Below are 20,318 nucleotides of genomic sequence, written 5' to 3' on the forward strand. Positions count from 1 at the left end.
CACCCTCTTCATTCTTCTTGATCAAACGTTTGTTTAACCGCTTCCCGGCTCAGTTCCATAAAGACCTGTGCGGTCAGACTGACATAGCGGTTCTTTAAAAATACAAAAACAAGAGTGCGTGAAGGCGCGGATTGAAGCGGTAAATAGATGACACCCGGATCTTTGTCCCTTTTGACCATATTTGGCGCCAGTGTTACCCCCAAACCGTTTGCGACAAGGGATTGTGCGGTTTCGATGTGGCTCGTTTTAAACGCCGCGTGTGGCTTAAAGCCGCTTTCCGCACATAGGTCAAGAACCGTCCGGCGAAAACCGTAGCCCTCCTTCAACAAAATAAAAGGAACGTGCTCTGCCATCTCAAGCGGCACGCACGGCTTCCGGCTCCCCTGTCCTTCCAGCGCTTTATCAATCAGTGCAGTCATTTCGGGCGGCATCCACCTTTGTTTTTCCTTTGGTACGGCAAGCACGATCGGCTCCGTCAGCAAAGGTTCAATGGAGAGCCTCTCATCCTCAATCGGCAAGGATAAAACAGAAAGATCAACCTCTCCCTTTGCCGTCATCTCCTCTAAGGCAGCCGGGTCTTTTTCGATAAGCTGAACCTCCACATGGGGATAATGCGCCAAAAACTGCTTCAGAAGCGAAGGAAAAATATATCTCCCTGTTACAGCGGGAATCCCGATCGAAAGCTTGTGCCCCAGTCCTTGAGAACGCTCCTGCATCTCCATCAGCAAGTCATCCCTTAATTGAATGATGTCCTCAGCCTTTTCAATGAAACGGCGGCCGTGCGGTGTCAGTGTAACAGAGCCGTGTGACCTGTGAAAAAGAGTAAGCCCCAGCTCCGTCTCCAGCTTTTTGATTTGCTGGCTGAGAGAAGGCTGGGCGATATGAAGGTGCTCCGCCGCTTTCGTAAAGCTTTGGCGGCGGGCGATTTCCGCAGCATATTCCATCACTTTAATATCCATTTCAGCCTCCATAGGTTGAAACTATCGATTTCATCATTTTTATATCTTGGACGAATCATAACAGAAATTGCTAACATCATCCATATCATAACAAACAAAAAAGAAGGAGCTGGTTCATTTGCCAAACGAAACTCCGTTTTCGAAAAACGCTGAGATGTATCGTGATGAGAAGGTATTTGCTGAGGGTGAAGATTTAGCGTTGCTGATCAAAACTGCGGAATGCCGTGCAGAGCAGCGAGTGCTTGATGTCGGAGCGGGAGCGGGCCATACGGCGCTGGCATTTGCCCCTTATGTCCAAGAATGCATCGGCATTGATGCGACGCAGGAAATGGTTGACGTTGCTTCATCTTTTGCGGAAGAAAAAGCCGCTGTCAATGTACACTTTCTGAAAGGGACGGCAGAGGCGCTTCCTTTCCCTGACGATTCATTTGATATCATCACCTGCCGATATGCGGCACACCACTTTTCAGATATTCAACAAGCCGTCAGTGAAATTGCACGCGTGCTGAAAAAGAACGGGCGGTTTTTGCTGGTCGATCACTATGCGCCTGAAACTCCTGATCTTGATGAGTTTGTCAATCATTTGAACCGGCTCAGAGACCCTTCTCACGTACGCGAAAGTTCATTATCAGAATGGCAGTCAATGTTTACGGTGAACCAGCTCGGCTATGAAGAAATCCAAAAGTGGAATTTGCCGATTGAATACAACAGCTGGATCAAACGAGGCGGAACCCCCGCCGATCGGGAACAGCAGATCATCAGCCACTTGAACAACGCGACTGATGAAGCCCGCGACACCTTTTGCCTCGAATTAAATCAAAACGGAAAGCCTGAATCCTTTTGCTTAAAAGCGATATTGATCCAAGGCGTAAAGCGATAAAAAAAAGCCGTGCATCCCGCACGGCTTTTACATTGGCTGATAAAGATCCCAGCCGATTTTTAGCGTCTCCACAATGTAATCGGCAATCTCTTCAGGAGCAAGGTTGTCTGTTTCCACTTTTGAATTGTGCTTATCATAAATGACTTTTCTCTCGTTAAACAGCTGCTCCATTTCGTCCATTGACCGATTATGCAGCACCGGACGGCTTTCGATCAGCAAATTTGCGCGCTGCTTCCAGTTCTCCCAAGACAGATCGAGGTGAAGCACCAGACAATGTTCGAGACAGCACTTTCTGATTTCCTCTTGTTTAAAAGAGCCTCCGCCAAGTGAGACAATTTTAAATCTTGTATGATGGCACAGATTCAGGATATATTCTTTTTCTGTTTTCCGAAAAAAGTCCTCACCTTTTTTTTCAAACATCTCAGGGATCGACATGTTGAAATCCTTTTCGATTTCTTGGTCAATATCGATAAAATCTCTATATAATTTCTTAGCGACCAATTGGCCGATTGTCGTTTTTCCTACACCCATGAATCCAATCAGGACGATATTTCTTTCTCTTACTGGGATGGCTCGTTTAGCGTTCATCTTCGGCGAAATCCTCCTAAGGAATGAAAGTTTATCTTCATTATATGCTGATTTTGCGAATATTTATATAGGTACCGGCTCGGGCTTTCTATTTCATCGTCATCTATTCAAGCTTTCTTACAATAAAACATAAAAAAACGCAATGGCCTCCGTGATGCAGAATAAAAGATGAAAATGACGAAACGTCGTTTTTGAGCAGCCGGCTCCGTATCTTTTTTGCGTTCAACCTTCTTGGTCGGATGAAATTCATTGTACAACATTTTCAGACATAATTTAATACTTCGACGCAAAAAAGCATTAAATGATTAAAAACACCCTTCCTCTATCTGCGTTTATCCGTTTTTCATCAGGGAAAAAGATGACGGGAGGGATTGAGATGAAATTAAGCTTTTGTACAACCGGATGTAAAAAGCAAAATATAATAGACGTCATTTCCTTTGCGAAGGAGCAGTCCTTTGACGGGATTGATTTGTGGTACGGCCACATCGAACAGTATGAACAGGACGTCGGGCCGCTGGACGACCTTTATACTCTGCTGCAGCAACATAATTTGAAGGTGCCCGCGGTCAGCTTATACACCGATTTTGTGACACAAGGAGAAGAAGAGACAAAAGAAGCAGTGAGAAAAGGGCTTCGGGCGGCAAGACAGCTTCACAGCCCGCTCATTCGCGTATTTGCCGGGAATCAGGCGTCAAACAGAACGTCGCCAGAAAAATGGCTGCGTGCGGTTGAGCAATTTCAGCAGGCTGCGCAAATGGCAGACGGCTATGAGGTAAATATCGGTCTGGAAATTCATTACGATACGTATGCCGATACACCTGAAGCTGCTTTAACATTTTTGAAGGATGTCGCCCATCCGAGGCTCCGAACGATTTTTGACGGGTCAAATCTGCACGTGAACCGAATTGACCAGCTGCCGGCTTTAGGAAAAACCTTTCATACGATCAGCCATATCCATTTGAAAAACTATCGCTGGAATTTTGAGAACTGGTATCTAAGCGAACCCACTCCGATTTTTCAAGGAGATCTTGATCAAAAAGCATTTTTAAAAGAACTGATAAACAGACAATATGATGGTTTTGTTTCTCTTGAGTATTTTGGAGAACTGCCTTCACGCATATAAAAGAATCGCTCCGCGAATATACGGCTGTTTTTTCCCGCTGACTCTTCGATCGAAGGGTCTTTTTATGTATCATAAACAAAAAGGGGGAAATCACGATGATCGTGTGGATAAACGGGGCGTTCGGTTCCGGAAAAACACAAACGGCGTTTGAACTGCATAGAAGGCTGAAACCGTCTTACGTATATGATCCTGAAAAGATGGGGTTCGCGATGCGTTCAATGATACCGCCGGATATCGCTGAAGACGACTTTCAAAGCTACCGGCTGTGGCGGGAATTCAATTACAGCATGCTTTCCTATTTGTCAGATACATATCAGGGCATTATCATTGTGCCTATGACCATTACGAACGATCAATACTTCGATGACATTATTGGCAGGCTGAGACAGGACGGCCGGACAATTCATCACTTTACCCTGCTGGCTTCAAAGGAAACATTGCTGAAACGCCTGCGCACCAGAGCGGAAGGAAAAAACTCCTGGGCCGCAAAGCAAATCGACCGCTGCATCAACAGCCTGTCTGATAGCCTCTTCACAGAACACCTCCATACAGACCAAATGTCTATTCAGCAGGTCGCAGAAGCGATCGCTGCCCAAGCAAATCTGCCGCTCGATCCTGATTCGAGAGGCAGCCTGCGAAGGTTCACTGACAGATTAATGGTGAAGCTGAACCATATCCGCATCAAATAAAAGACGTTTTTGAAAATATGTCCCTGATACATGTAAAGGAATCAATAAATAAAAAGCCCCCTCCGAGAGTGGGCTTTTTATCATGTTATTTCCACCAGTCATCAAACATAGAAGCTGGGACCTGGCGCTTATGCTCCGTCATGCTGTAGCGTTTCTCCAGCGCTTCTGACGCTTTCGCCGATACTTCTTTTCCTTCGAGATAATCGTCAATTTCATCATAGGAAATGCCAAGCTCAGTTTCATCGGACTGCTGCGGCTTTTCATCCAGCAGATCAGCAGTCGGTTCTTTTAGGTATAAGCGTTCGGGTGCACCCAGCTCTTTCAGCAGGCTTCTTCCCTGACGCTTTGTTAAGCCTGTCAGCGGCAGAAGATCTGCGCCTCCGTCACCGTACTTCGTAAAGAAACCAGTCACGGCTTCGGCCGCATGGTCTGTTCCGATCACAAGAAGGCCTTCTTGGCCGCCGATCGCGTATTGAGCAATCATTCTCGTTCTCGCTTTTACGTTTCCTTTATTAAAGTCTGTCAGCTTATCGCCTGTCTCTTGCTGATATTGATCTGCAAAAGCGCTGACTGTTGATTGAATGTCAAATTTCCATGATTTATCCGGCTTGATAAACTTCAGAGCGAGCTGGGCATCATCTTCATCCTGCTGTGTGCCGTGCGGAAGACGGACCGCAATAAATTGAGCGTCTCCGCCCTCCTCGCGAATGCTTTCCACTGCAAGCTGAGCAAGTCTTCCCGCAAGTGTTGAATCCTGGCCGCCGCTGATGCCAAGCACAAGTCCTTTGGCGCCGGTTTTCTTTACATATTGTTTTAGAAAATTGACTCTGTCCTCAATTTCTTGCTTTGGATCAATTGAGGGCTTCACATGTAATTCACGCATAATCTTTTCCTGCATGCTCATCCCAATCATTCCTCCTGTACATTATTGCTTATTTACTGAATCATTTCCCTAAATCGATGAAAATGAATCATGACTGTTATGTATTCATATTAACTATAGCACAGGTCTTATTTCATAGTGAATAAGAGAGATCAGCTGACTTCAACCCGTATGGACGTCACACTGTCGCCGTTGCACTTCCCTTTTTCAATCGGACAGGAAGAAAACGCGACAATCAAATCCATCTCCGCCCTGAGTCTGACGTAATCCCCGGCATTTGACAGCGGCGTTTCCACAGACAGGTTCCCTTTCTCATCCAGAACGGTATTCATAAAAATCGCAAACGGATAATGCATATGCGGCTTCGGCACGCCGAACTGCTCAAGTGCCCGGTTCATATTGTCATAACACGTATCTTGGAACTCGTCCTTTTGTTTTCCGTATAACAGCCTGTTCATATCAGGACGGCAGGCGGGCAGAAGCAGGTCATGCTTGCCGACCGTATCCTCAATGAGCGTCAGCATCGGTTTATACAAATTAGAGTAAATATGATCGTTGACCTTCACATGAATGGATTGATTGGCATCAATGGTCGCTCCCTGATCAAGATGCTCATAAAAATCCTTTGCGTGGTACGCCACAAAATCAGCAACCTGCTGCCCCTCTACATCAACCACCTTCAAAATCTGGCCCTTTTTCAGCTTCAGGCCGAGCCCTTTCTTCGGCTGAACAACATATTGCTGTGTCATCCGCTTCGCTCCTTTTTTCTATTAGTATGAACGTTTACCATCGCCTCCATGTAAAAAGAGGCAAAAATCTGATGCATATAAGCCTTGCGCGGGTTGCAATCTAACCTTAGATAAAAGGGGTTGAATGTAAATGAGTCAAACAAAAAAAGACCAAGAAAAAGGAAATCTGGCTTGGTGGCAGCTTTCATTAATCGGGATTGGATGCACAATCGGAACAGGATTTTTTCTCGGTTCCAGCATCGCAATTGTAAAAAGCGGATTTTCCGTTTTATTATCATTTCTCATAGCGGCCATCGGCACATATTTTGTATTCGAACAGCTTGCCAAACTTTCGGCAAAACACCCTGAAAAGGGCTCGTTCTGTTCATATGCGAGAAAAGCATTCGGAAGGTGGGCCGGCTTCAGCAACGGCTGGGTGTACTGGTCATCTGAAATGCTGATTACCGGAAGCCAGCTGACAGCCATTTCGTTATTTACGAAGCATTGGTTTCCCCAAGTGCCGCTGTGGGTATTTGCCTCCATCTATGCTGTACTTGGGCTTCTCATTATTTTTACCGGACTTTCTGTTTTTGAAAAAACAGAAAACGTGCTGGCTGTTATCAAAACTGCCGCTATCTTCATGTTTATCGTTATTGCCATTCTGGCTTTGTGCGGCATATTGTCAGGCGGAAAGCCGGAGGTGCAGATTCCGAATGAGACGAAAGAATTTTTCCCATTCGGAGCTATGGGGCTGTGGACAGGCCTTATTTATGCATTTTACGCGTTTGGCGGAATTGAAGTTATGGGGCTCATGACGGTTCATTTAAAGAAGCCGGAGGAAGCCTCAAAGTCAGGCAAGCTGATGCTGGCAACGCTGGCGATTATTTATATCATTTCAATCGGGCTCGCTTTGCTATTAGTTCCTTTACACAAGTTTACAGAACAGGACAGCCCATTTATTACGTCTTTAAAAGGATTTCATCTCGAAGTGATTCTTGATATTTTCAACGGCATTTTTATTATCGCGGGCTTCTCGACCCTTGTCGCTTCACTCTTTGCTGTGACAACATTGCTTTGTACGATGGCCGATGACGGCGACGCGCCGAAATGCTTTACTCTAAAAGAAGGCAAAAAAATATGCTGGCCCGCGCTCGGATTAACATTTGCGGGGCTTATCGTGTCTATCGTACTGTCTCTAGTGCTGCCTAAAAATATTTACGAGCACATGACAACAGCGGCCGGGCTGATGCTTTTATACACTTGGTTGTTTATCCTGTTCTCCAGCAAAAAGCTGACCGATCCGGCAGCCATGGCGAAAACGCAAATTTATTTGGCGACAATTCTGATCGCAGCGGCTGTGTCCGGCACGCTGTTTGAAAAATCAAGCCGACCCGGATTTTTTGTCAGCTTGGGATTTCTAGCCGTCATTGCCGTTGTCACCTTGATTTATCAAAAAAAGCAGGGACACAAAGACCGCCCTGCCAGCTCGTGAACTATTTCATTTTGTTAAACATGTTCTTTAAATATGAAAACGGGCATTTTGATACCTGTTTTTCATCATCCCGGAGAAAATACTGTTTCCATTCCCGATTATCCTTTCCTCCGTACCAGCCTAAATGCGGATGAATCGGAGCTCGATCGTAAGCCTGTAAACGGGATCGGATCAGCCTGCTCATGTTTCGGCCAAATGCGGTTGAATCATTTAGATTTTCAAACACCCATCTTGGCTGAAACGTGATCATAAAATAAGGGAAGCTTCGGCTTCTCCTCGCATCATGAGCCGGCGTTGCACACAGAATAAAATACGGCTCGCCGTTAAAACAAAACTCCCACTTATAATGCTCTGGATCGGCCGGCATATCTGCCGGCCACTCTTTTTCATCTTGTTCGCTCAGTCTATTTAAAAAGCTCCAAAACAGCTCTTCATACGCCTCAATGGAATAATGCTCAGCCAAATCCTCCGGTGTATCAAATAACACAACCAGTGAGGTGTACTTCCCCGTGTCTCGCGATATATTCCCATACTCCGCAAGCAACAGCGCCAGTTCCTCCACCGTACCGTTTTCCCGTGGATCCCCGGCAAAGGCAATGCGAAGCTGATCAGTCAGAAATGCCTGACGGCCGGGAATACAAGGAAACGTATCCGCGTCATCCGCCACAGTTTCTGCTAATAGCTCAAAAGCGATTCTTTGCCATTCCGGGAACTCAGCTTGATTCCGTTCCAGAAAACTTTTGGTGTAAATCCCTTTCACCATTGATCCACCTCCAGTATCATCTGGATACTATATTAAGATGGAAGGCGGCAGGTGACTGTCCTTTCATGAATCAGCCCAATAACTCTTTGATGCCCTGATAACCGAAGTAAAACCCGAATACAAGAAGAGATATGCCCGCGATTGCGGTCAAGCCCCTTAACAGCTTTTCATTAAGCAGGTTTCTGAAAGTGCTGGCTGCAATGGCCATGCAAAAATCCCAGATTAAGATACCGATCATAATGCCGGAACTATAAATGAGTAGCTGATTCATATTGTAAGTCTCAGCCGTTTTCGCAAGAATGCTCCCGTAAATTCCAAGCCAAAACAGGATACTCAGTGGATTGGACAGTGAAATGAGAAAACCCGATGCAAATGTTTTTCTGTAGGAAGGCTTCCCCTTCGAGCTGCGTACATCCATCGCTTCCCTGATATTCTTCAGCGTTTCAATACCGGTATAGGTCAGTACAAAAAAGCCGAAGAGCCACAAAAACGTTTTTACGAATGGAGCGGTCAGAAACTGTGACAGTCCGAAATAGATGAAAATCATATACAGTCCGTCAGCAGTCATGGCGCCTAAACCAAAAATCCACGCATGCCAAAATCCATTTTTAATGCCTTTATCGATTTGCGCCGCATTGACAGGTCCCACAGGCGCAGACAAGGACAGCCCCAGCACAATATAACTCAAAAAAGTGTTCACCGGCCCGTACTCCCCTCTCTTACTCAACTTGTACAATTTATTCGGGAACGGGCCAAGCTATGCACAAAAATCACCTATTGTTTCAACCGGTCAAGCTCTTCCTCCATAATATCGGAGGCTTTGCCGATAAAACCGAAAATCAGTTCCAATTCCTCCTCCGTATACTCGCGGCACAGATCCATCGTGGACTCTGACAGTGAACGGAACAAATCCTTCACATGCTGTTTAGAAGCGGTAAGAGGCACGATAATCACTCTTCTGCGGTCGTTCGGGTCCCTTTCACGAGCCACATACCCCGCTTTTTCCAGCCGGTCAACAAGCGCCGTAACGGAACCGGTGCTGAGTCCCGTTTTTTTCCCCAGTTCACCGGCCGTCATTGGTCCTGCTTCATTTAATATGTCAGCTGATTTCAAATCGGTAGGAAACAGACCGAGAGCTTGAGCAGCCGCCTGATGAAACAGAATGGTTCTAGTGCCCAATTTCCGAAAAATCTGAATAGCGGTCTTTTCCAACTCACTTCTGGAATTTCTTGTTGACAACTGACAGTCCTCCCTATAAAATCAAATTTATCTTGATAATCGAGATAATTAACAATCAAACTATTATCATGATATCAAACCTTACTGAGAAAAGGTAGAGGAGGTAGAATAAATGGATACAACAGCCGCAAAAAATCCTTCCACTAAATTTGTGGTTCTTGGTCTTTTGCTGGGCATTTTAATGTCCGCGATGGACAATACAATTGTTGCCAGCGCGATGGGCAGCATTGTAGCGGATCTTGGAAGCTTTGATAAATTCGCTTGGGTGACTGCATCCTATATGGTGGCAGTTATGGCTGGGATGCCGATTTACGGCAAGCTTTCCGATATGTACGGCCGAAAACGTTTTTTCCTGTTTGGACTTATTTTTTTCTTAATCGGTTCGGCATTATGCGGAATTGCACAAACCATGAACCAGCTAATCATCTACCGGGCCATTCAGGGGATTGGCGGCGGAGCGCTCCTGCCGATTGCCTTTACGATCATCTTTGATTTATTTCCGCCGGAAAAGCGCGGAAAAATGTCGGGCATGTTCGGCGCTGTATTTGGATTATCAAGTGTTCTCGGCCCACTGTTAGGCGCTATTATCACAGACGCTATCAGCTGGCACTGGGTGTTTTACATCAACGTCCCTATCGGCGCACTGTCATTGTTTTTCATCATTCGCTATTACAAAGAATCGCTGGAGCATAAAAAGCAGAAAATTGATTGGGGCGGCGCGATAACTTTAGTCGTATCCATTGTGTGCCTGATGTTCGCACTTGAGCTCGGCGGCAAAACATACGACTGGAATTCGATACAAATCATTGGCCTGTTTATCATTTTCGCGGTTTTCTTTATTGCCTTTTTTATTGTGGAGAGAAAAGCGGAAGAACCGATTATCTCCTTCTGGATGTTTAAAAACCGCTTGTTTGCCACAGCGCAGATTCTCGCTTTTCTTTATGGCGGAACATTCATTATTTTAGCAGTGTTTATTCCAATTTTCGTACAGGCAGTATACGGCAGCTCAGCGACAAGCGCAGGCTTTATTCTGACACCGATGATGATCGGATCAGTGATCGGAAGTATGATCGGCGGAATCTTCCAAACGAAGGCAAGCTTCCGCAATCTCATGCTGATTTCCGTCACATCTTTCTTTATCGGCATGCTGCTGCTTTCCAATATGACGCCGGACACAGCGCGCGTATGGCTGACTGTCTTTATGATGATTTCAGGCTTCGGCGTAGGCTTTAACTTCTCGTTGCTCCCAGCAGCGTCCATGAATGATTTAGAACCTCGTTTTCGGGGAACGGCCAACTCCACCAATTCATTTTTACGATCATTCGGCATGACGCTCGGTGTCACGATTTTCGGCACGGTTCAGACAAACGTGTTCACAAACCAGCTAAGCGACGCCTTCAGCGGGATGAAAGGCTCCGCCGGCTCAGGCGCGCCACAAAATATCGGTGATCCGCAGGCGATTTTCCAAGCCGGCACACGATCACAGATCCCTGCTGCGATTCTGAACCGGATCATCGACGCCATGTCCTCAAGCATCACATATGTCTTTTTACTTGCTTTGATTCCAATTGTTCTCGCGGCGATTACCGTTTTGTTTATGGGAAAAACAAGAGTCAAAACAACTGAGGAAATGACGAAGAAAGCAAATTAATGAAAAAGCAGTACACCCCGGGGTGTACTGCTTTTTTCTATTAAACACCTAATCTTGCTAGAATAAATGTCCATATGCAGATGATCAATAGCAGAATCAGGCTGTACGCTACTGTCCGTTTAAACAGCTTTGATTCCTTCCCTGTCTGGCCGACCGCGGCAGCGGCAATGGCGATAGATTGCGGAGAAACGAGCTTCGCCATTACCCCGCCCGCCGTATTTGCGGCTAACAGCAAATCAGAACCGGCCCCAATCTGCGCACCGGTGACGACCTGCAAGTGACCGAACAGCGCATTATTGCTGACAACTGAGCCAGTGATGAACACGCCGATCCAGCCGAGAACAGGACTGACAAACGGGAACAAATCGCCTGTTTTCGCCAGTGCCAGCCCGATGGAAGAGCTAAGCCCCGCGAAGTTGGCCAGATTGGCAAACGCCATCACAAAGCAGATCGTGACAATCGGCATCCACAGTTCCTTCCCCGTCTCCTTCAAGCAACTGAAACCATCCCGATAAGAGAAATTTTTGCTGAACAGTCCCGTAACAATGACCGCCGCTAAAATCGCTGTACCGGTCGCTGACAGCAGATCGACTTTAAAGACTGCATCTAACGGCATGGCAGATGGGGCAATTGGCGGCATCTTCATAATTTGCTGATGCAGAAAAGGCATTTTCAAAAGAAGCGTTGTTTGATATAACAGTCCGCCTTCTTGGAAAAGCGCTTTGAAGGCAGGAAGGCTCCAGATGGTGATCGCCGCGGTTAAAATGTAGAAAGGTGACCACGCCTTGGCAATGTCTGCCGCGCTGTATCTTTTTTTCTCACTAGCTTCTCCGGCTCCCTGCTCACGGTAAATCTGTTTCGGCTGCCACTTACGCAGGAAGAGCGCAAGCCCGCCCATACTGAACAGCGCCGCCAAAATGTTAGCTAATTCCGGTCCGAGCACAGCCATTGTCAGCGTCTGAACCGCTGTATACATTCCGCTGACAACCAGCAAGGCAGGCCAGGTTTGTTTGATTCCCTTCATCCGGTCTAATATGAACACGAGTAAAAACGGAATCAGAAATGTAATGATCGGCAGTGTCCAGATCAATGCCCGTGACAACTCAAGTGCAGACAAGTCTCCTATTTGTGCGCCTGTAATGACGGGTATCCCGATCGCGCCGAAGGCTCCAGAGGCAGCGTTCGCAATTAAGCAGAGTGCCGCCGCCTTTAACGGTTTAAAGCCAAGTTCGACGAGCAGCGCCGCACTGATTGCAATCGGAACACCAAAGCCGGCCGCACCTTCCAAAAATGCGTTAAAACAAAAACCGATTAATAATAGCTGTAATCTTTGGTCAGGCGAAATGCCGGCAATGCTGGAACGAATAATGGTAAACTTCCCGGTTTTCACAGCGATTTTATAGAGCCACACTGCCATCAGGACGATGTAGCCGATCGGCCATAAACCGCTTCCGATGCCTAATATAACAGAAGAAACAGCTTTTTCAACCGGCATATGAAATGCCACAACGGAAACCAAAAAGCTGACGGCTAGGGTAAGAAATGCCGCAAGAATGCCTTTCATCTTAAAAACGGTTAAAGCTAAGAGAAAAAAGAGAATCGGAGTGAGCGCCACAAGTGCGCTCACATACTCGTTTCCAAACGGATCATACAACTGCTCCCACATTGACAATCAGCCCTTTACTCTATAGTTGCGATTAGTTGACCTTTTGTTCTGCAAAATGAGGCTTTAAAATATTTTTAAGGACGCCTGCGCTGTGAAGGAACTGTTCTTTTTCTTTCTCATTTAAGTTCAGCTCAGTGATGCCTGCGATACCTCCGTGGTTTACGACAGCCGGAACGCCGATGTATACGTCATCTGCGCCGTATTGTCCCTCCAAATAGGTGCTGACAGTTAAAATGCTGTTTTCATTATGAAGAATGGCTTTTGTAATGCGGGCAAGGCTTATCGCAACACCATAATAAGTCGCACCTTTTTTCTCAATGATATGGTAAGCGGCGTTTTTCACGTCATCTACAATTTGGTCTAGCTCCTCTTGTTTGTACGCATCGTTTTTCTCAACGAGTTCACCGACAGGCACACCGCCGACATTTGCGTGGCTCCAGACAGGAAGCTCAGTATCGCCGTGTTCACCGATAATATGCGCGTGCACGTTTTGAGGCGCTGCGCCAAAGTATTCGCTCAGCATGTAACGGAATCTCGCAGAATCAAGTGTTGTGCCGCTTCCGATCACTCTCTCTTTTGGCAGGCCGCTGAATTTCCATGTTGCATAAGTCAGAATATCAACCGGATTTGTCGCGATTAAGAAAATGCCGTCAAATCCGCTCGCCATGACTTCACTGACGATTCCTTTGAAGATCTTTAAGTTCTTTTCTACTAATTCAAGGCGTGTCTCACCAGGCTTTTGGTTTGCTCCGGCGCAAATGCAGACAATATCAGCATCCTTGCAGTCTTCATATGTTCCGAAAGATGTTTTGACCGGATGCGGCGCAAACGCCTTTCCGTGGTTTAAATCCATTACATCGCCCATTGCTTTTTCTTTATTTAAATCAATGACCACAAGTTCATCTGTGATCCCTTGGTTAATTAACGCAAATGCATAACTGCTTCCAACAAAACCCGCTCCGATTAAAGCTACTTTATTTACATGTTTATTCATCATTAATCATCCTTCCAGGGTATGTTTTTCTTTGATGATTGTTTGTGAAGTATTTCACATTTATATTGTGCAACATTTCACAAACTTTTGCAAGAGAAAAGATTTGTCTGATTTATGAACAAAAAAAGAAACCATCCTCTATGATGATTTCTTCTTAAGCCCCTTTTTTACCGTTCTTCTGTAAGACAGCTTCACGATCCCGAATCGTAGCAGAAACAGAACGCCGCCGCAGACGATAAATAAGAGAAACATTTTCAGCCAAGCGAAGAATGTATGGGGAATCCCCCTGTCATACATCGTAAGCACCACTACCGCAAAGGCGACAGCTATTGATTCTATGAACTGCTGCTTCACCCGTTTATGCAGTTCTTTCTCGGTGTCTATTCTCGGCATCAGCATTCCAGAAGCAGATGCCCTGATGCAGTAATATAAGATGATAATGAACAAAAACACAAGGCTCGCGACCCATTCTTTAAACGGAAATTCAAACATAATGCCGCGGATGATCACATCCAGCAGCGCAATCGCCCCGGCTAACATGCCGATCTCCGACCAGATTTTTTGTTCTTTTTCTTTTACTCTCTTATTTTTCCCATTCACGCCTGAAAGTCTGTTATGCAGATTATTCATGACCTTCCTCCCGCACTTTTACGAATGGCTTATGGCTTACATGTTACAATAACAGCCTGCGCTTCTGCAACGAATAAATGAAAAGCCCGCCGTACAAGCCGGCGGGCAGCAATGTTTAATACGGCCCCCAATTGATCAAGACACCGATACAAATAAACACAAGCCCGATTAAGAACCAAATCAGAGCGAGCGGCAGCATAAACCGAAGCCACTTGACGTACGGAATTCCGCTGGCGGCAAGCACTGCCATCAAAACGCCGGACGTCGGGTTCACACAGTTGACAACCCCTTCTCCAAGCATAACCGCTTCCACCGCGACCTGTCTCGTGATTCCCATCAAATCAGCGAGCGGCGCCAAAATCGGAATGAACACAACCGCTTCGCCCGATCCTGAAGAGATGAGAAAATGAAGCAGGGCGCTGGCGATATACATGCCGATTGCGCCGGCCATCGGACTGAACCCGTCCAAAACCGAAGCCAAAGCATTGACGACTGTATCCAGCAGCTTCCCATTTTCAAGAATGACAGAAATGCTCCGCGCCATCCCGACAATCAGCGCACCGTATACAAGGCTCTGACAGCCTGTAATAAAAGTTTTGGCAATATCGTTTGCCGCAAGTCCTCCAATGAATCCGGCAAGGACCGAAATAAAAATAAATGTCGCAGCCATTTGGGAATCTGACCAGCCAAGCTTCAATGCGCCGTACAAAAATCCGATCAGTGACAAACCTGCGACTCCCAAAATCAGCTTATGGCGAACGGTAAAGGGGACAGACTTATCTTCTTCTTGATTCGCATCGCTCAATCCTGCCGCCGGGAACCAGTTTGTGCCTAACACGCTGGCATCCTTTGAGTTCTTTAATTTTCTTGTATACCAATAGATATAAATGATAGAAGACAGCAAAAAGCATATGTATATGACCACACGAAGGCCGATCCCCGAAAACAGAGGCAGCTCCGCAATCGATTGCGATAAGCCAAGCGGGGACGGTGATAAAATGGTAGAGTTAAACCCGGCATAGCAGCCTATATAAATAACAGCTGCACCCGCGACCGCGTCCCATTTTAAGGAGCGTGCGACAATAAGGCCGATGGGGATAAATCCGATCACTGAGTTCACGACAATTCCGGTCGTTCCAAGAACAGAAAACAACGCACCGACAATACAAATAAATAATAATTGCTTTGTGCGGAACTTGCTGATGACATTGTAAATCAGTCCGTTGATGGCACCTGTTTTTTCTAAAATAGCGATCGTGCCGCCTGTGAATAAAATCAGAAAAATAATAGGGGCTGAGCCGACCATCCCATCCTGAAGAGAAGTGAAAAAGCTGATCAGGCTGACCGGAGACTGTTCAATTGAATGGTAGCTTCCCGGCACCGCAGTGGTAACCTCTCCCTTCGTCACACGGTCAAATTCTCCCGCCGGCACAATATACGAAGCAACGGCGCAAATGAAAGCGATGATAAATAAGAGGACATAGGCGTCAGGCATGTTAAAGGCGGTACGTTTTTTCTTAGGCTGTGTTTCGGCTGCTGGCATACTCATATTTCGATCCATCTCCTCTTTTTAGAAAATACCTATTATTCTGAAAAATATAAATATGTGCTATATTATAAACAGCCTATCTACCTGTTTCAATATAAAAAAAGAAAGAAGGAGGTTTTTCTCCCATGCAAAAACTCTCAGAAGAAATGAAACAAACCGTAATGGACATCTTTGAACATCTTCACGCCAATCCAGAAGTCAGCTGGAAAGAATATGAGACAACTGCATTTCTTAAACAAAAACTCGAAGATGCAGGGTGCCGCACGCGCACGTTTTCAGATTGCACCGGAGTTGTCGGTGAAATGGGTTCGGGTTCACCTGTTGTAGCTGTCCGTGCTGACATTGATGCATTATGGCAGGAGGTCAACGGCACATTTCGCGCCAATCATTCCTGCGGACATGATTCGCATATGACAATGGCTTTAGGTACGTTAATGCTGCTGAAAAAACAGCCAGAGCTTCCGAGCGGAACGATCCGTTTTATCTTTCAGCCCGCAGAAGAAAAAGGCGGCGGCGCTCTAAAAATGATAGAAGAAGGCGTGCTTGATGACGTCGACTATTTGTATGGCGTCCACGTCCGTCCAATTCAGGAAACCCAAAACGGACGCTGCGCCCCATCCATTCTGCACGGGTCAAGCCAGCACATCGAAGGCACAATCATTGGAGAGGAGGCTCATGGCGCGCGCCCGCACCTTGGCAAAAACAGCATCGAAATCGCGGCATTCCTCGTTCATAAGCTGGGACTGATTCACATCGATCCAAAAATTCCGCACACAGTCAAAATGACAAAGCTTCAAGCCGGCGGCGACAGCTCCAACATCATTCCCGGAAAAGCGACCTTCAGCCTTGACCTGCGGGCGCAAACAAATGAAGCCATGGAGACGCTGATCACCGAAACAGAAAGAGCCTGCGAAGCAGCGGCCGCGGCATTCGATGCGAAAATTGAACTTCACAAAGAACACAGCCTTCCGGCGGCAACGCAAAATAAAGAAGCTGAAGGCATTATGGCTGAAGCGATCACAGACGTTATCGGAGCTGATCAGCTCGATGAACCGCTTGTGACAACCGGCGGTGAAGACTTTCATTTTTATGCCGTGAAAGTGCCGAACCTTAAAACGACCATGCTTGGCCTCGGCTGCGGACTTCAGCCAGGCCTCCATCACCCGCATATGACCTTTGACAGAAACGCGATGTTTACCGGGATTCACATTTTAGCAAACGCTGTGTTAAAAACGTTCCAAAAAGCCGATACACTCGCATCAGCCAATGCTTCTTAAATCAAAAAAGCAGCCTGCGAACAGGCTGCTTTCTTCATTATTTCTTAAGATCTTCAATTGAGTTGACGTTTTTCATATATTGAGGCACAACAAGACCCATCTTCACGCCAGTGATACTGACGCCTACATCATCATATTTGCCTTTATATTTGACAGCGTATGGTTTATGGGTATTCGGCAGCCATGCGGAAAGGGATGCGTCCGCGCTTCCCGTCGCAATCGCCGTCCACATCGGACCAGCTTCTACCTGAGTGAGTTTCACGTCATAGCCTAAGTCTTCTAACACTTTGCCTATAACGTTTGTACTTGCAATCTCACTGTCCCAAGCCACATAGGCAAGGTTGATTTTGTCTCCCTTCACCTTTTGCACGCCTTTGGTCCACTCCGCGATTTGATCCTTGTGCTTCTTCACATAATCAGCAGCGGCTTTGGAAGGTTTCTCGCCTTCTTCCACCTTGATCATCACTTCACCCATGTCGTCTTGCGTCCATTTAAACTGGCTTAGAAGCTTAACGGCATTCGGCTGTTCTTTGCTGAAGCCTTTTCTGGTGATCGTATGAATCTCCTCAGCACTGCCGTAAGTTTTTTTCGGATCATCAAGATATTTTAATTTATATCTGGAGAACATCCAGTGCGGAGTCCATCCTGTGATAATAATTGGTTTCTTCCGGTCGTATGACTTTTTGAGCGTAGCAGTCATAGCAGCGCTTGACGATGAAATCAGTGTCCAGTCGTTCAGGTTATAATCCTTCAACGCTTGATCAGTCAGGCTCATAATACCTGAACCGGGGTCAATCCCGATGATCGTCTTGTTCACCTGTTCAGCTGCGGACGCATTTTCGTCGTTTTCTGATCCGCAAGCCGCAAGTGAGAGTGCCAGCATGGCGGAAACACCGATACCGATGATTTTTTTAAACATCAGGCATTCCCCCTGCTTTTCTTCTTCACTTTAATATTTTGTGTAATACGGTCGAGCGTAATCGCAACGATAACGATAGCGATACCTGCTTCTACACCGACCCCTGTTTTCAGCTGTGTAACGGCGCTGTATACTTCTGAACCTAGTCCAGGCGCACCGACCATTGCTGCGATAACAACCATTGATAATGCAAGCATGATACTTTGGTTGATCCCGGCAAGAATGGTTTTTGTTGCAAGCGGAAGCTGAACCTTAATCAAACGCTGAGCTGTTGTAGAACCAAACGCTTCAGTTGCTTCAATCAGATCCGCAGGCACTTGTTTAATACCGAGAACCGTCATACGGATTGTCGGCGGCATTGCGAAGATAACAGACGCAACAACACCCGGCACAACACCGATATTAAAGAAGAAAATTGCCGGCAAAAGATATACGAAAGCAGGCATTGTCTGCATTAAATCAAGGATAGGCGTTACGATACGGCGAACCGTTTCTTTCTGAGATGCCCAAATTCCGATCGGCACACCGACTACAATCGAAATAATGACGGACGTGACAACCAACGCTAACGTTTGCAGCATTGGGTCCCAATATCCTAAATAGTCAATAACGAGAAAGCCAATTAAAGTAAACAGCGCAATTCCTCTCGTACTGATCCACCATGCAAGAGCTGCGAAAATAATCGTTAACAAAATAGAAGGAATAAATCCAAGCCCTGTTACAATCCCGTTTACAAAAATGGCCAAGCCATTTGCGATTCCATCGAGGAATCCGCCAAACGTTATCGTAATCCAGTCAACAAAACGGTCAATGATGTCTGCTAAAGGTATTCTAGGCAGTCTATCCAATTTACTTCACCTCCCGTACAGAAGGATCTTGTGTTTGCTCAGCAGTGCCTTCAACATTGATATAATCGTTATTGCCCGCAAGTGCGCCAATCAGCGCGCCTCTTACGACAATCCCTTTCATTCTTTGCTTTTCATCTACAACCGCAATTGGAATATTCGCGTCAGAAACAACGTCAAAAATCTCAGTCAGATACGTATTCTCTGGTACAGTCGTAAATTCCTTATTCAAGATATCCTGAAGGGATAAATCAGACTCGGCTGCTTTTTTCGCATCGGCCGCATAAATGACACCTAACAATTGTTTTTGTTTATCGACTGCATAAATAGATGAAATCCCTAGGTTTTTCATCAGTGTTAATGCAACGCGCGGCCCTTTATCAATCCGCACCGTTTCAGCGCGCTTCATAATGTGGCCGGCAGTTAATACTTTAGACAAATCGACGTCCTCAACGAATTTCTCAACATATTCGTTGGATGGATTCATAAGGATTTCTTCCGGCGTGCCGATTTGAACGATGTTTCCGTCCTTCATCAGCGCGATTCTGTCGCCGATGCGAAGCGCTTCATCCAGGTCGTGCGTAATAAAAATAATCGTTTTTCCGACATTATCATGCAGATCCAAAAGCTCATCCTGCATGTCTTTACGGATTAATGGATCAAGCGCACTAAACGCTTCGTCCATCAGAAGGATGTCCGGATTATTCGTCAAAGCGCGTGCAAGGCCGACACGCTGCTGCATCCCGCCCGAAAGCTGGTCAGGGTATTGGTGTTCAAATCCTTCAAGTCCAACAAGTTTAAGCGACTCAAGCGCTTTTTGCTGGCGCTCCTGTTTGTCTACACCTTGAAGCTCCAGTCCGTATTCTGTGTTTTCAAGTATCGTTCTGTGCGGGAACAAAGCGAACTTTTGGAAGACCATACTGATTTTTTTCCGGCGGACTTCCCGGAGCTGGTCTTTAGACATATTTGTTATCATGTCACCATCAATGTAAATTTTTCCGGCAGTCGGTTCAATAAGCCGGTTTAACAGCCGTACTAAAGTTGATTTACCGCTCCCTGATAGACCCATGATGACAAATATCTCACCATCATATACATCAAAATCTGCTTGGTTAACCCCAACGGTTGATCCGGTTGCTTTCAGGATCTCTTTTTTATTTTTTCCGTCGGCAAGCATTTGAACTGCTTTCTTGGTTTGTTTCCCAAAAATCTTAGAGACTTTCTCGACTTTTATCTTAATCGGTTTCTCATCTACACTCATATTTTCCCTCCATATTAAGCAATCTTTATTACCGTAACACTTATGTAACAACACACACAAACCGCATATTCTCTTTTATTCTGTACCATTTCATGATAAACATCCCTGTGACCCCAAGACCTTAATTATGCTTCTAAATACTCTGTAATCCTCCTTTATTATTATATTTTACAGGTAAAATT

The 20,318-nt window shown here is 46.0% G+C and carries 19 protein-coding genes and 1 pseudogene; 6 read left to right on the forward strand and 14 right to left on the reverse strand.

Annotation, left to right across the window (positions count from 1 at the left end):
• Positions 1 to 8: 8 nt before the first annotated feature.
• Entirely contained in the window at positions 9 to 959 is a 951-nt protein-coding gene (locus tag V6D42_RS17765; RefSeq protein WP_333514118.1) for a LysR family transcriptional regulator, read from the reverse strand.
• Between the two features lie 118 nt (positions 960 to 1,077).
• On the opposite strand from V6D42_RS17765, the gene V6D42_RS17770 reads away from it, so the two are divergent.
• The gene (locus tag V6D42_RS17770) at positions 1,078 to 1,839 is read left to right on the forward strand and encodes a class I SAM-dependent methyltransferase (protein ID WP_333514119.1); all 762 of its coding nucleotides are present in this window, start codon (positions 1,078 to 1,080) and stop codon (positions 1,837 to 1,839) included.
• A 27-nt stretch (positions 1,840 to 1,866) separates the two neighbouring features.
• Here the strand turns inward: V6D42_RS17770 and V6D42_RS17775 are convergent, their stop codons facing one another.
• A complete protein-coding gene (locus V6D42_RS17775) occupies positions 1,867 to 2,427 on the reverse strand; it encodes a shikimate kinase (RefSeq protein ID WP_127696038.1) in 561 nt (186 codons plus the stop codon).
• A gap of 376 nt (positions 2,428 to 2,803) precedes the next feature.
• Here V6D42_RS17775 and V6D42_RS17780 point away from each other — a divergent pair.
• Both V6D42_RS17780 and tmrB read left to right on the forward strand, forming a co-directional pair.
• Positions 2,804 to 3,591: pseudogene (locus V6D42_RS17780) on the forward strand (sugar phosphate isomerase/epimerase family protein).
• Positions 3,592 to 3,645: 54 nt separating this feature from the next.
• Entirely contained in the window at positions 3,646 to 4,239 is a 594-nt protein-coding gene (tmrB, locus tag V6D42_RS17785; RefSeq protein ID WP_333514120.1) for a tunicamycin resistance ATP-binding TmrB, read from the forward strand.
• An 85-nt stretch (positions 4,240 to 4,324) separates the two neighbouring features.
• Here the strand turns inward: tmrB and nadE are convergent, their stop codons facing one another.
• Positions 4,325 to 5,143 (reverse strand): ammonia-dependent NAD(+) synthetase, encoded by an 819-nt coding sequence (gene nadE / locus V6D42_RS17790; protein WP_010332951.1) that lies wholly within the window; start codon positions 5,141 to 5,143, stop codon positions 4,325 to 4,327.
• A 131-nt stretch (positions 5,144 to 5,274) separates the two neighbouring features.
• Positions 5,275 to 5,871 carry a DUF1989 domain-containing protein gene (locus tag V6D42_RS17795; RefSeq protein ID WP_333514121.1) on the reverse strand — a complete coding sequence of 199 codons (597 nt, stop codon included), beginning with the start codon at positions 5,869 to 5,871 and terminating at the stop codon, positions 5,275 to 5,277.
• Between the two features lie 130 nt (positions 5,872 to 6,001).
• Between V6D42_RS17795 and V6D42_RS17800 the strand changes: the two genes are divergently transcribed.
• Positions 6,002 to 7,342, forward strand: a complete 1,341-nt coding sequence (locus tag V6D42_RS17800) for an amino acid permease (RefSeq protein ID WP_326196126.1) — start codon at positions 6,002 to 6,004, stop codon at positions 7,340 to 7,342.
• A 1-nt stretch (position 7,343) separates the two neighbouring features.
• Here V6D42_RS17800 and V6D42_RS17805 read toward each other — a convergent pair whose 3' ends face one another.
• The 3 genes from V6D42_RS17805 to V6D42_RS17815 all read right to left on the reverse strand — a co-directional run bounded on the left by V6D42_RS17805 (position 7,344) and on the right by V6D42_RS17815 (position 9,344).
• On the reverse strand, positions 7,344 to 8,105 hold the full coding sequence (locus V6D42_RS17805) for a YqcI/YcgG family protein (RefSeq protein WP_333514122.1): 762 nt from the start codon (positions 8,103 to 8,105) through the stop codon (positions 7,344 to 7,346).
• Positions 8,106 to 8,175: 70 nt separating this feature from the next.
• Positions 8,176 to 8,805 carry a LysE family translocator gene (locus tag V6D42_RS17810; RefSeq protein WP_229149688.1) on the reverse strand — a complete coding sequence of 210 codons (630 nt, stop codon included), beginning with the start codon at positions 8,803 to 8,805 and terminating at the stop codon, positions 8,176 to 8,178.
• Between the two features lie 74 nt (positions 8,806 to 8,879).
• Complete coding sequence (locus V6D42_RS17815; RefSeq protein ID WP_268444227.1) at positions 8,880 to 9,344, reverse strand: MarR family transcriptional regulator; 465 nt, start codon at positions 9,342 to 9,344, stop codon at positions 8,880 to 8,882.
• Positions 9,345 to 9,456: 112 nt separating this feature from the next.
• Here V6D42_RS17815 and bmr3 point away from each other — a divergent pair, with 112 nt between their 5' ends.
• Entirely contained in the window at positions 9,457 to 10,995 is a 1,539-nt protein-coding gene (gene bmr3, locus V6D42_RS17820; protein WP_333514123.1) for a multidrug efflux MFS transporter Bmr3, read from the forward strand.
• Between the two features lie 40 nt (positions 10,996 to 11,035).
• Here the strand turns inward: bmr3 and V6D42_RS17825 are convergent, their stop codons facing one another.
• The 4 genes from V6D42_RS17825 to V6D42_RS17840 form a co-directional block, all read right to left on the reverse strand.
• Positions 11,036 to 12,661, reverse strand: coding sequence for an L-lactate permease (locus V6D42_RS17825; RefSeq protein ID WP_333514124.1), 1,626 nt, complete (start codon positions 12,659 to 12,661; stop codon positions 11,036 to 11,038).
• 31 nt (positions 12,662 to 12,692) lie between these two features.
• Positions 12,693 to 13,658 carry an L-lactate dehydrogenase gene (locus V6D42_RS17830; protein WP_333514125.1) on the reverse strand — a complete coding sequence of 322 codons (966 nt, stop codon included), beginning with the start codon at positions 13,656 to 13,658 and terminating at the stop codon, positions 12,693 to 12,695.
• A gap of 135 nt (positions 13,659 to 13,793) precedes the next feature.
• Positions 13,794 to 14,285, reverse strand: coding sequence for a DUF6773 family protein (locus V6D42_RS17835; protein WP_333514126.1), 492 nt, complete (start codon positions 14,283 to 14,285; stop codon positions 13,794 to 13,796).
• A 115-nt stretch (positions 14,286 to 14,400) separates the two neighbouring features.
• On the reverse strand, positions 14,401 to 15,834 hold the full coding sequence (locus V6D42_RS17840; RefSeq protein ID WP_333514127.1) for a YfcC family protein: 1,434 nt from the start codon (positions 15,832 to 15,834) through the stop codon (positions 14,401 to 14,403).
• Positions 15,835 to 15,959: 125 nt separating this feature from the next.
• Between V6D42_RS17840 and V6D42_RS17845 the strand changes: the two genes are divergently transcribed.
• Entirely contained in the window at positions 15,960 to 17,111 is a 1,152-nt protein-coding gene (locus tag V6D42_RS17845) for a M20 peptidase aminoacylase family protein (RefSeq protein WP_326330796.1), read from the forward strand.
• 37 nt (positions 17,112 to 17,148) lie between these two features.
• On the opposite strand, the gene V6D42_RS17850 is transcribed toward V6D42_RS17845, so the two are convergent.
• Genes V6D42_RS17850 through opuAA form a run of 3 tightly spaced genes read right to left on the reverse strand, consistent with a single transcriptional unit; the run spans position 17,149 to position 20,136 of the window.
• Entirely contained in the window at positions 17,149 to 18,030 is an 882-nt protein-coding gene (locus tag V6D42_RS17850; protein WP_333514128.1) for a glycine betaine ABC transporter substrate-binding protein, read from the reverse strand.
• Entirely contained in the window at positions 18,030 to 18,878 is an 849-nt protein-coding gene (opuAB, locus tag V6D42_RS17855; protein ID WP_010332937.1) for a glycine/proline betaine ABC transporter permease subunit OpuAB, read from the reverse strand. Before opuAB ends, V6D42_RS17850 begins: the two co-directional genes overlap by 1 nt.
• 1 nt (position 18,879) lies before the next feature.
• Positions 18,880 to 20,136 (reverse strand): glycine/proline betaine ABC transporter ATP-binding protein OpuAA, encoded by a 1,257-nt coding sequence (gene opuAA, locus V6D42_RS17860; protein WP_229149674.1) that lies wholly within the window; start codon positions 20,134 to 20,136, stop codon positions 18,880 to 18,882.
• Between the last annotated feature and the right edge of the window lie 182 nt (positions 20,137 to 20,318).

Source organism: Bacillus sp. 0909A, assembly GCF_036765115.1.
Taxonomy (GTDB): domain Bacteria; phylum Bacillota; class Bacilli; order Bacillales; family Bacillaceae; genus Bacillus; species Bacillus mojavensis.

What these genes read in the sequence shown, in the direction of transcription:
- V6D42_RS17765 (WP_333514118.1), bottom strand. Translation starts at nt 959, where the DNA reads ATGGATATTAAAGTGATGGAATATGCTGCGGAAATCGCCCGCCGCCAA.
- V6D42_RS17775 (WP_127696038.1), bottom strand. Translation starts at nt 2,427, where the DNA reads ATGAACGCTAAACGAGCCATCCCAGTAAGAGAAAGAAATATCGTCCTG.
- tmrB (WP_333514120.1), top strand. Translation starts at nt 3,646, where the DNA reads ATGATCGTGTGGATAAACGGGGCGTTCGGTTCCGGAAAAACACAAACG.
- nadE (WP_010332951.1), bottom strand. Translation starts at nt 5,143, where the DNA reads ATGAGCATGCAGGAAAAGATTATGCGTGAATTACATGTGAAGCCCTCA.
- V6D42_RS17795 (WP_333514121.1), bottom strand. Translation starts at nt 5,871, where the DNA reads ATGACACAGCAATATGTTGTTCAGCCGAAGAAAGGGCTCGGCCTGAAG.
- V6D42_RS17800 (WP_326196126.1), top strand. Translation starts at nt 6,002, where the DNA reads ATGAGTCAAACAAAAAAAGACCAAGAAAAAGGAAATCTGGCTTGGTGG.
- V6D42_RS17805 (WP_333514122.1), bottom strand. Translation starts at nt 8,105, where the DNA reads ATGGTGAAAGGGATTTACACCAAAAGTTTTCTGGAACGGAATCAAGCT.
- bmr3 (WP_333514123.1), top strand. Translation starts at nt 9,457, where the DNA reads ATGGATACAACAGCCGCAAAAAATCCTTCCACTAAATTTGTGGTTCTT.
- V6D42_RS17825 (WP_333514124.1), bottom strand. Translation starts at nt 12,661, where the DNA reads ATGTGGGAGCAGTTGTATGATCCGTTTGGAAACGAGTATGTGAGCGCA.
- V6D42_RS17830 (WP_333514125.1), bottom strand. Translation starts at nt 13,658, where the DNA reads ATGATGAATAAACATGTAAATAAAGTAGCTTTAATCGGAGCGGGTTTT.
- V6D42_RS17835 (WP_333514126.1), bottom strand. Translation starts at nt 14,285, where the DNA reads ATGAATAATCTGCATAACAGACTTTCAGGCGTGAATGGGAAAAATAAG.
- V6D42_RS17840 (WP_333514127.1), bottom strand. Translation starts at nt 15,834, where the DNA reads ATGAGTATGCCAGCAGCCGAAACACAGCCTAAGAAAAAACGTACCGCC.
- V6D42_RS17845 (WP_326330796.1), top strand. Translation starts at nt 15,960, where the DNA reads ATGCAAAAACTCTCAGAAGAAATGAAACAAACCGTAATGGACATCTTT.
- V6D42_RS17850 (WP_333514128.1), bottom strand. Translation starts at nt 18,030, where the DNA reads ATGTTTAAAAAAATCATCGGTATCGGTGTTTCCGCCATGCTGGCACTC.
- opuAA (WP_229149674.1), bottom strand. Translation starts at nt 20,136, where the DNA reads ATGAGTGTAGATGAGAAACCGATTAAGATAAAAGTCGAGAAAGTCTCT.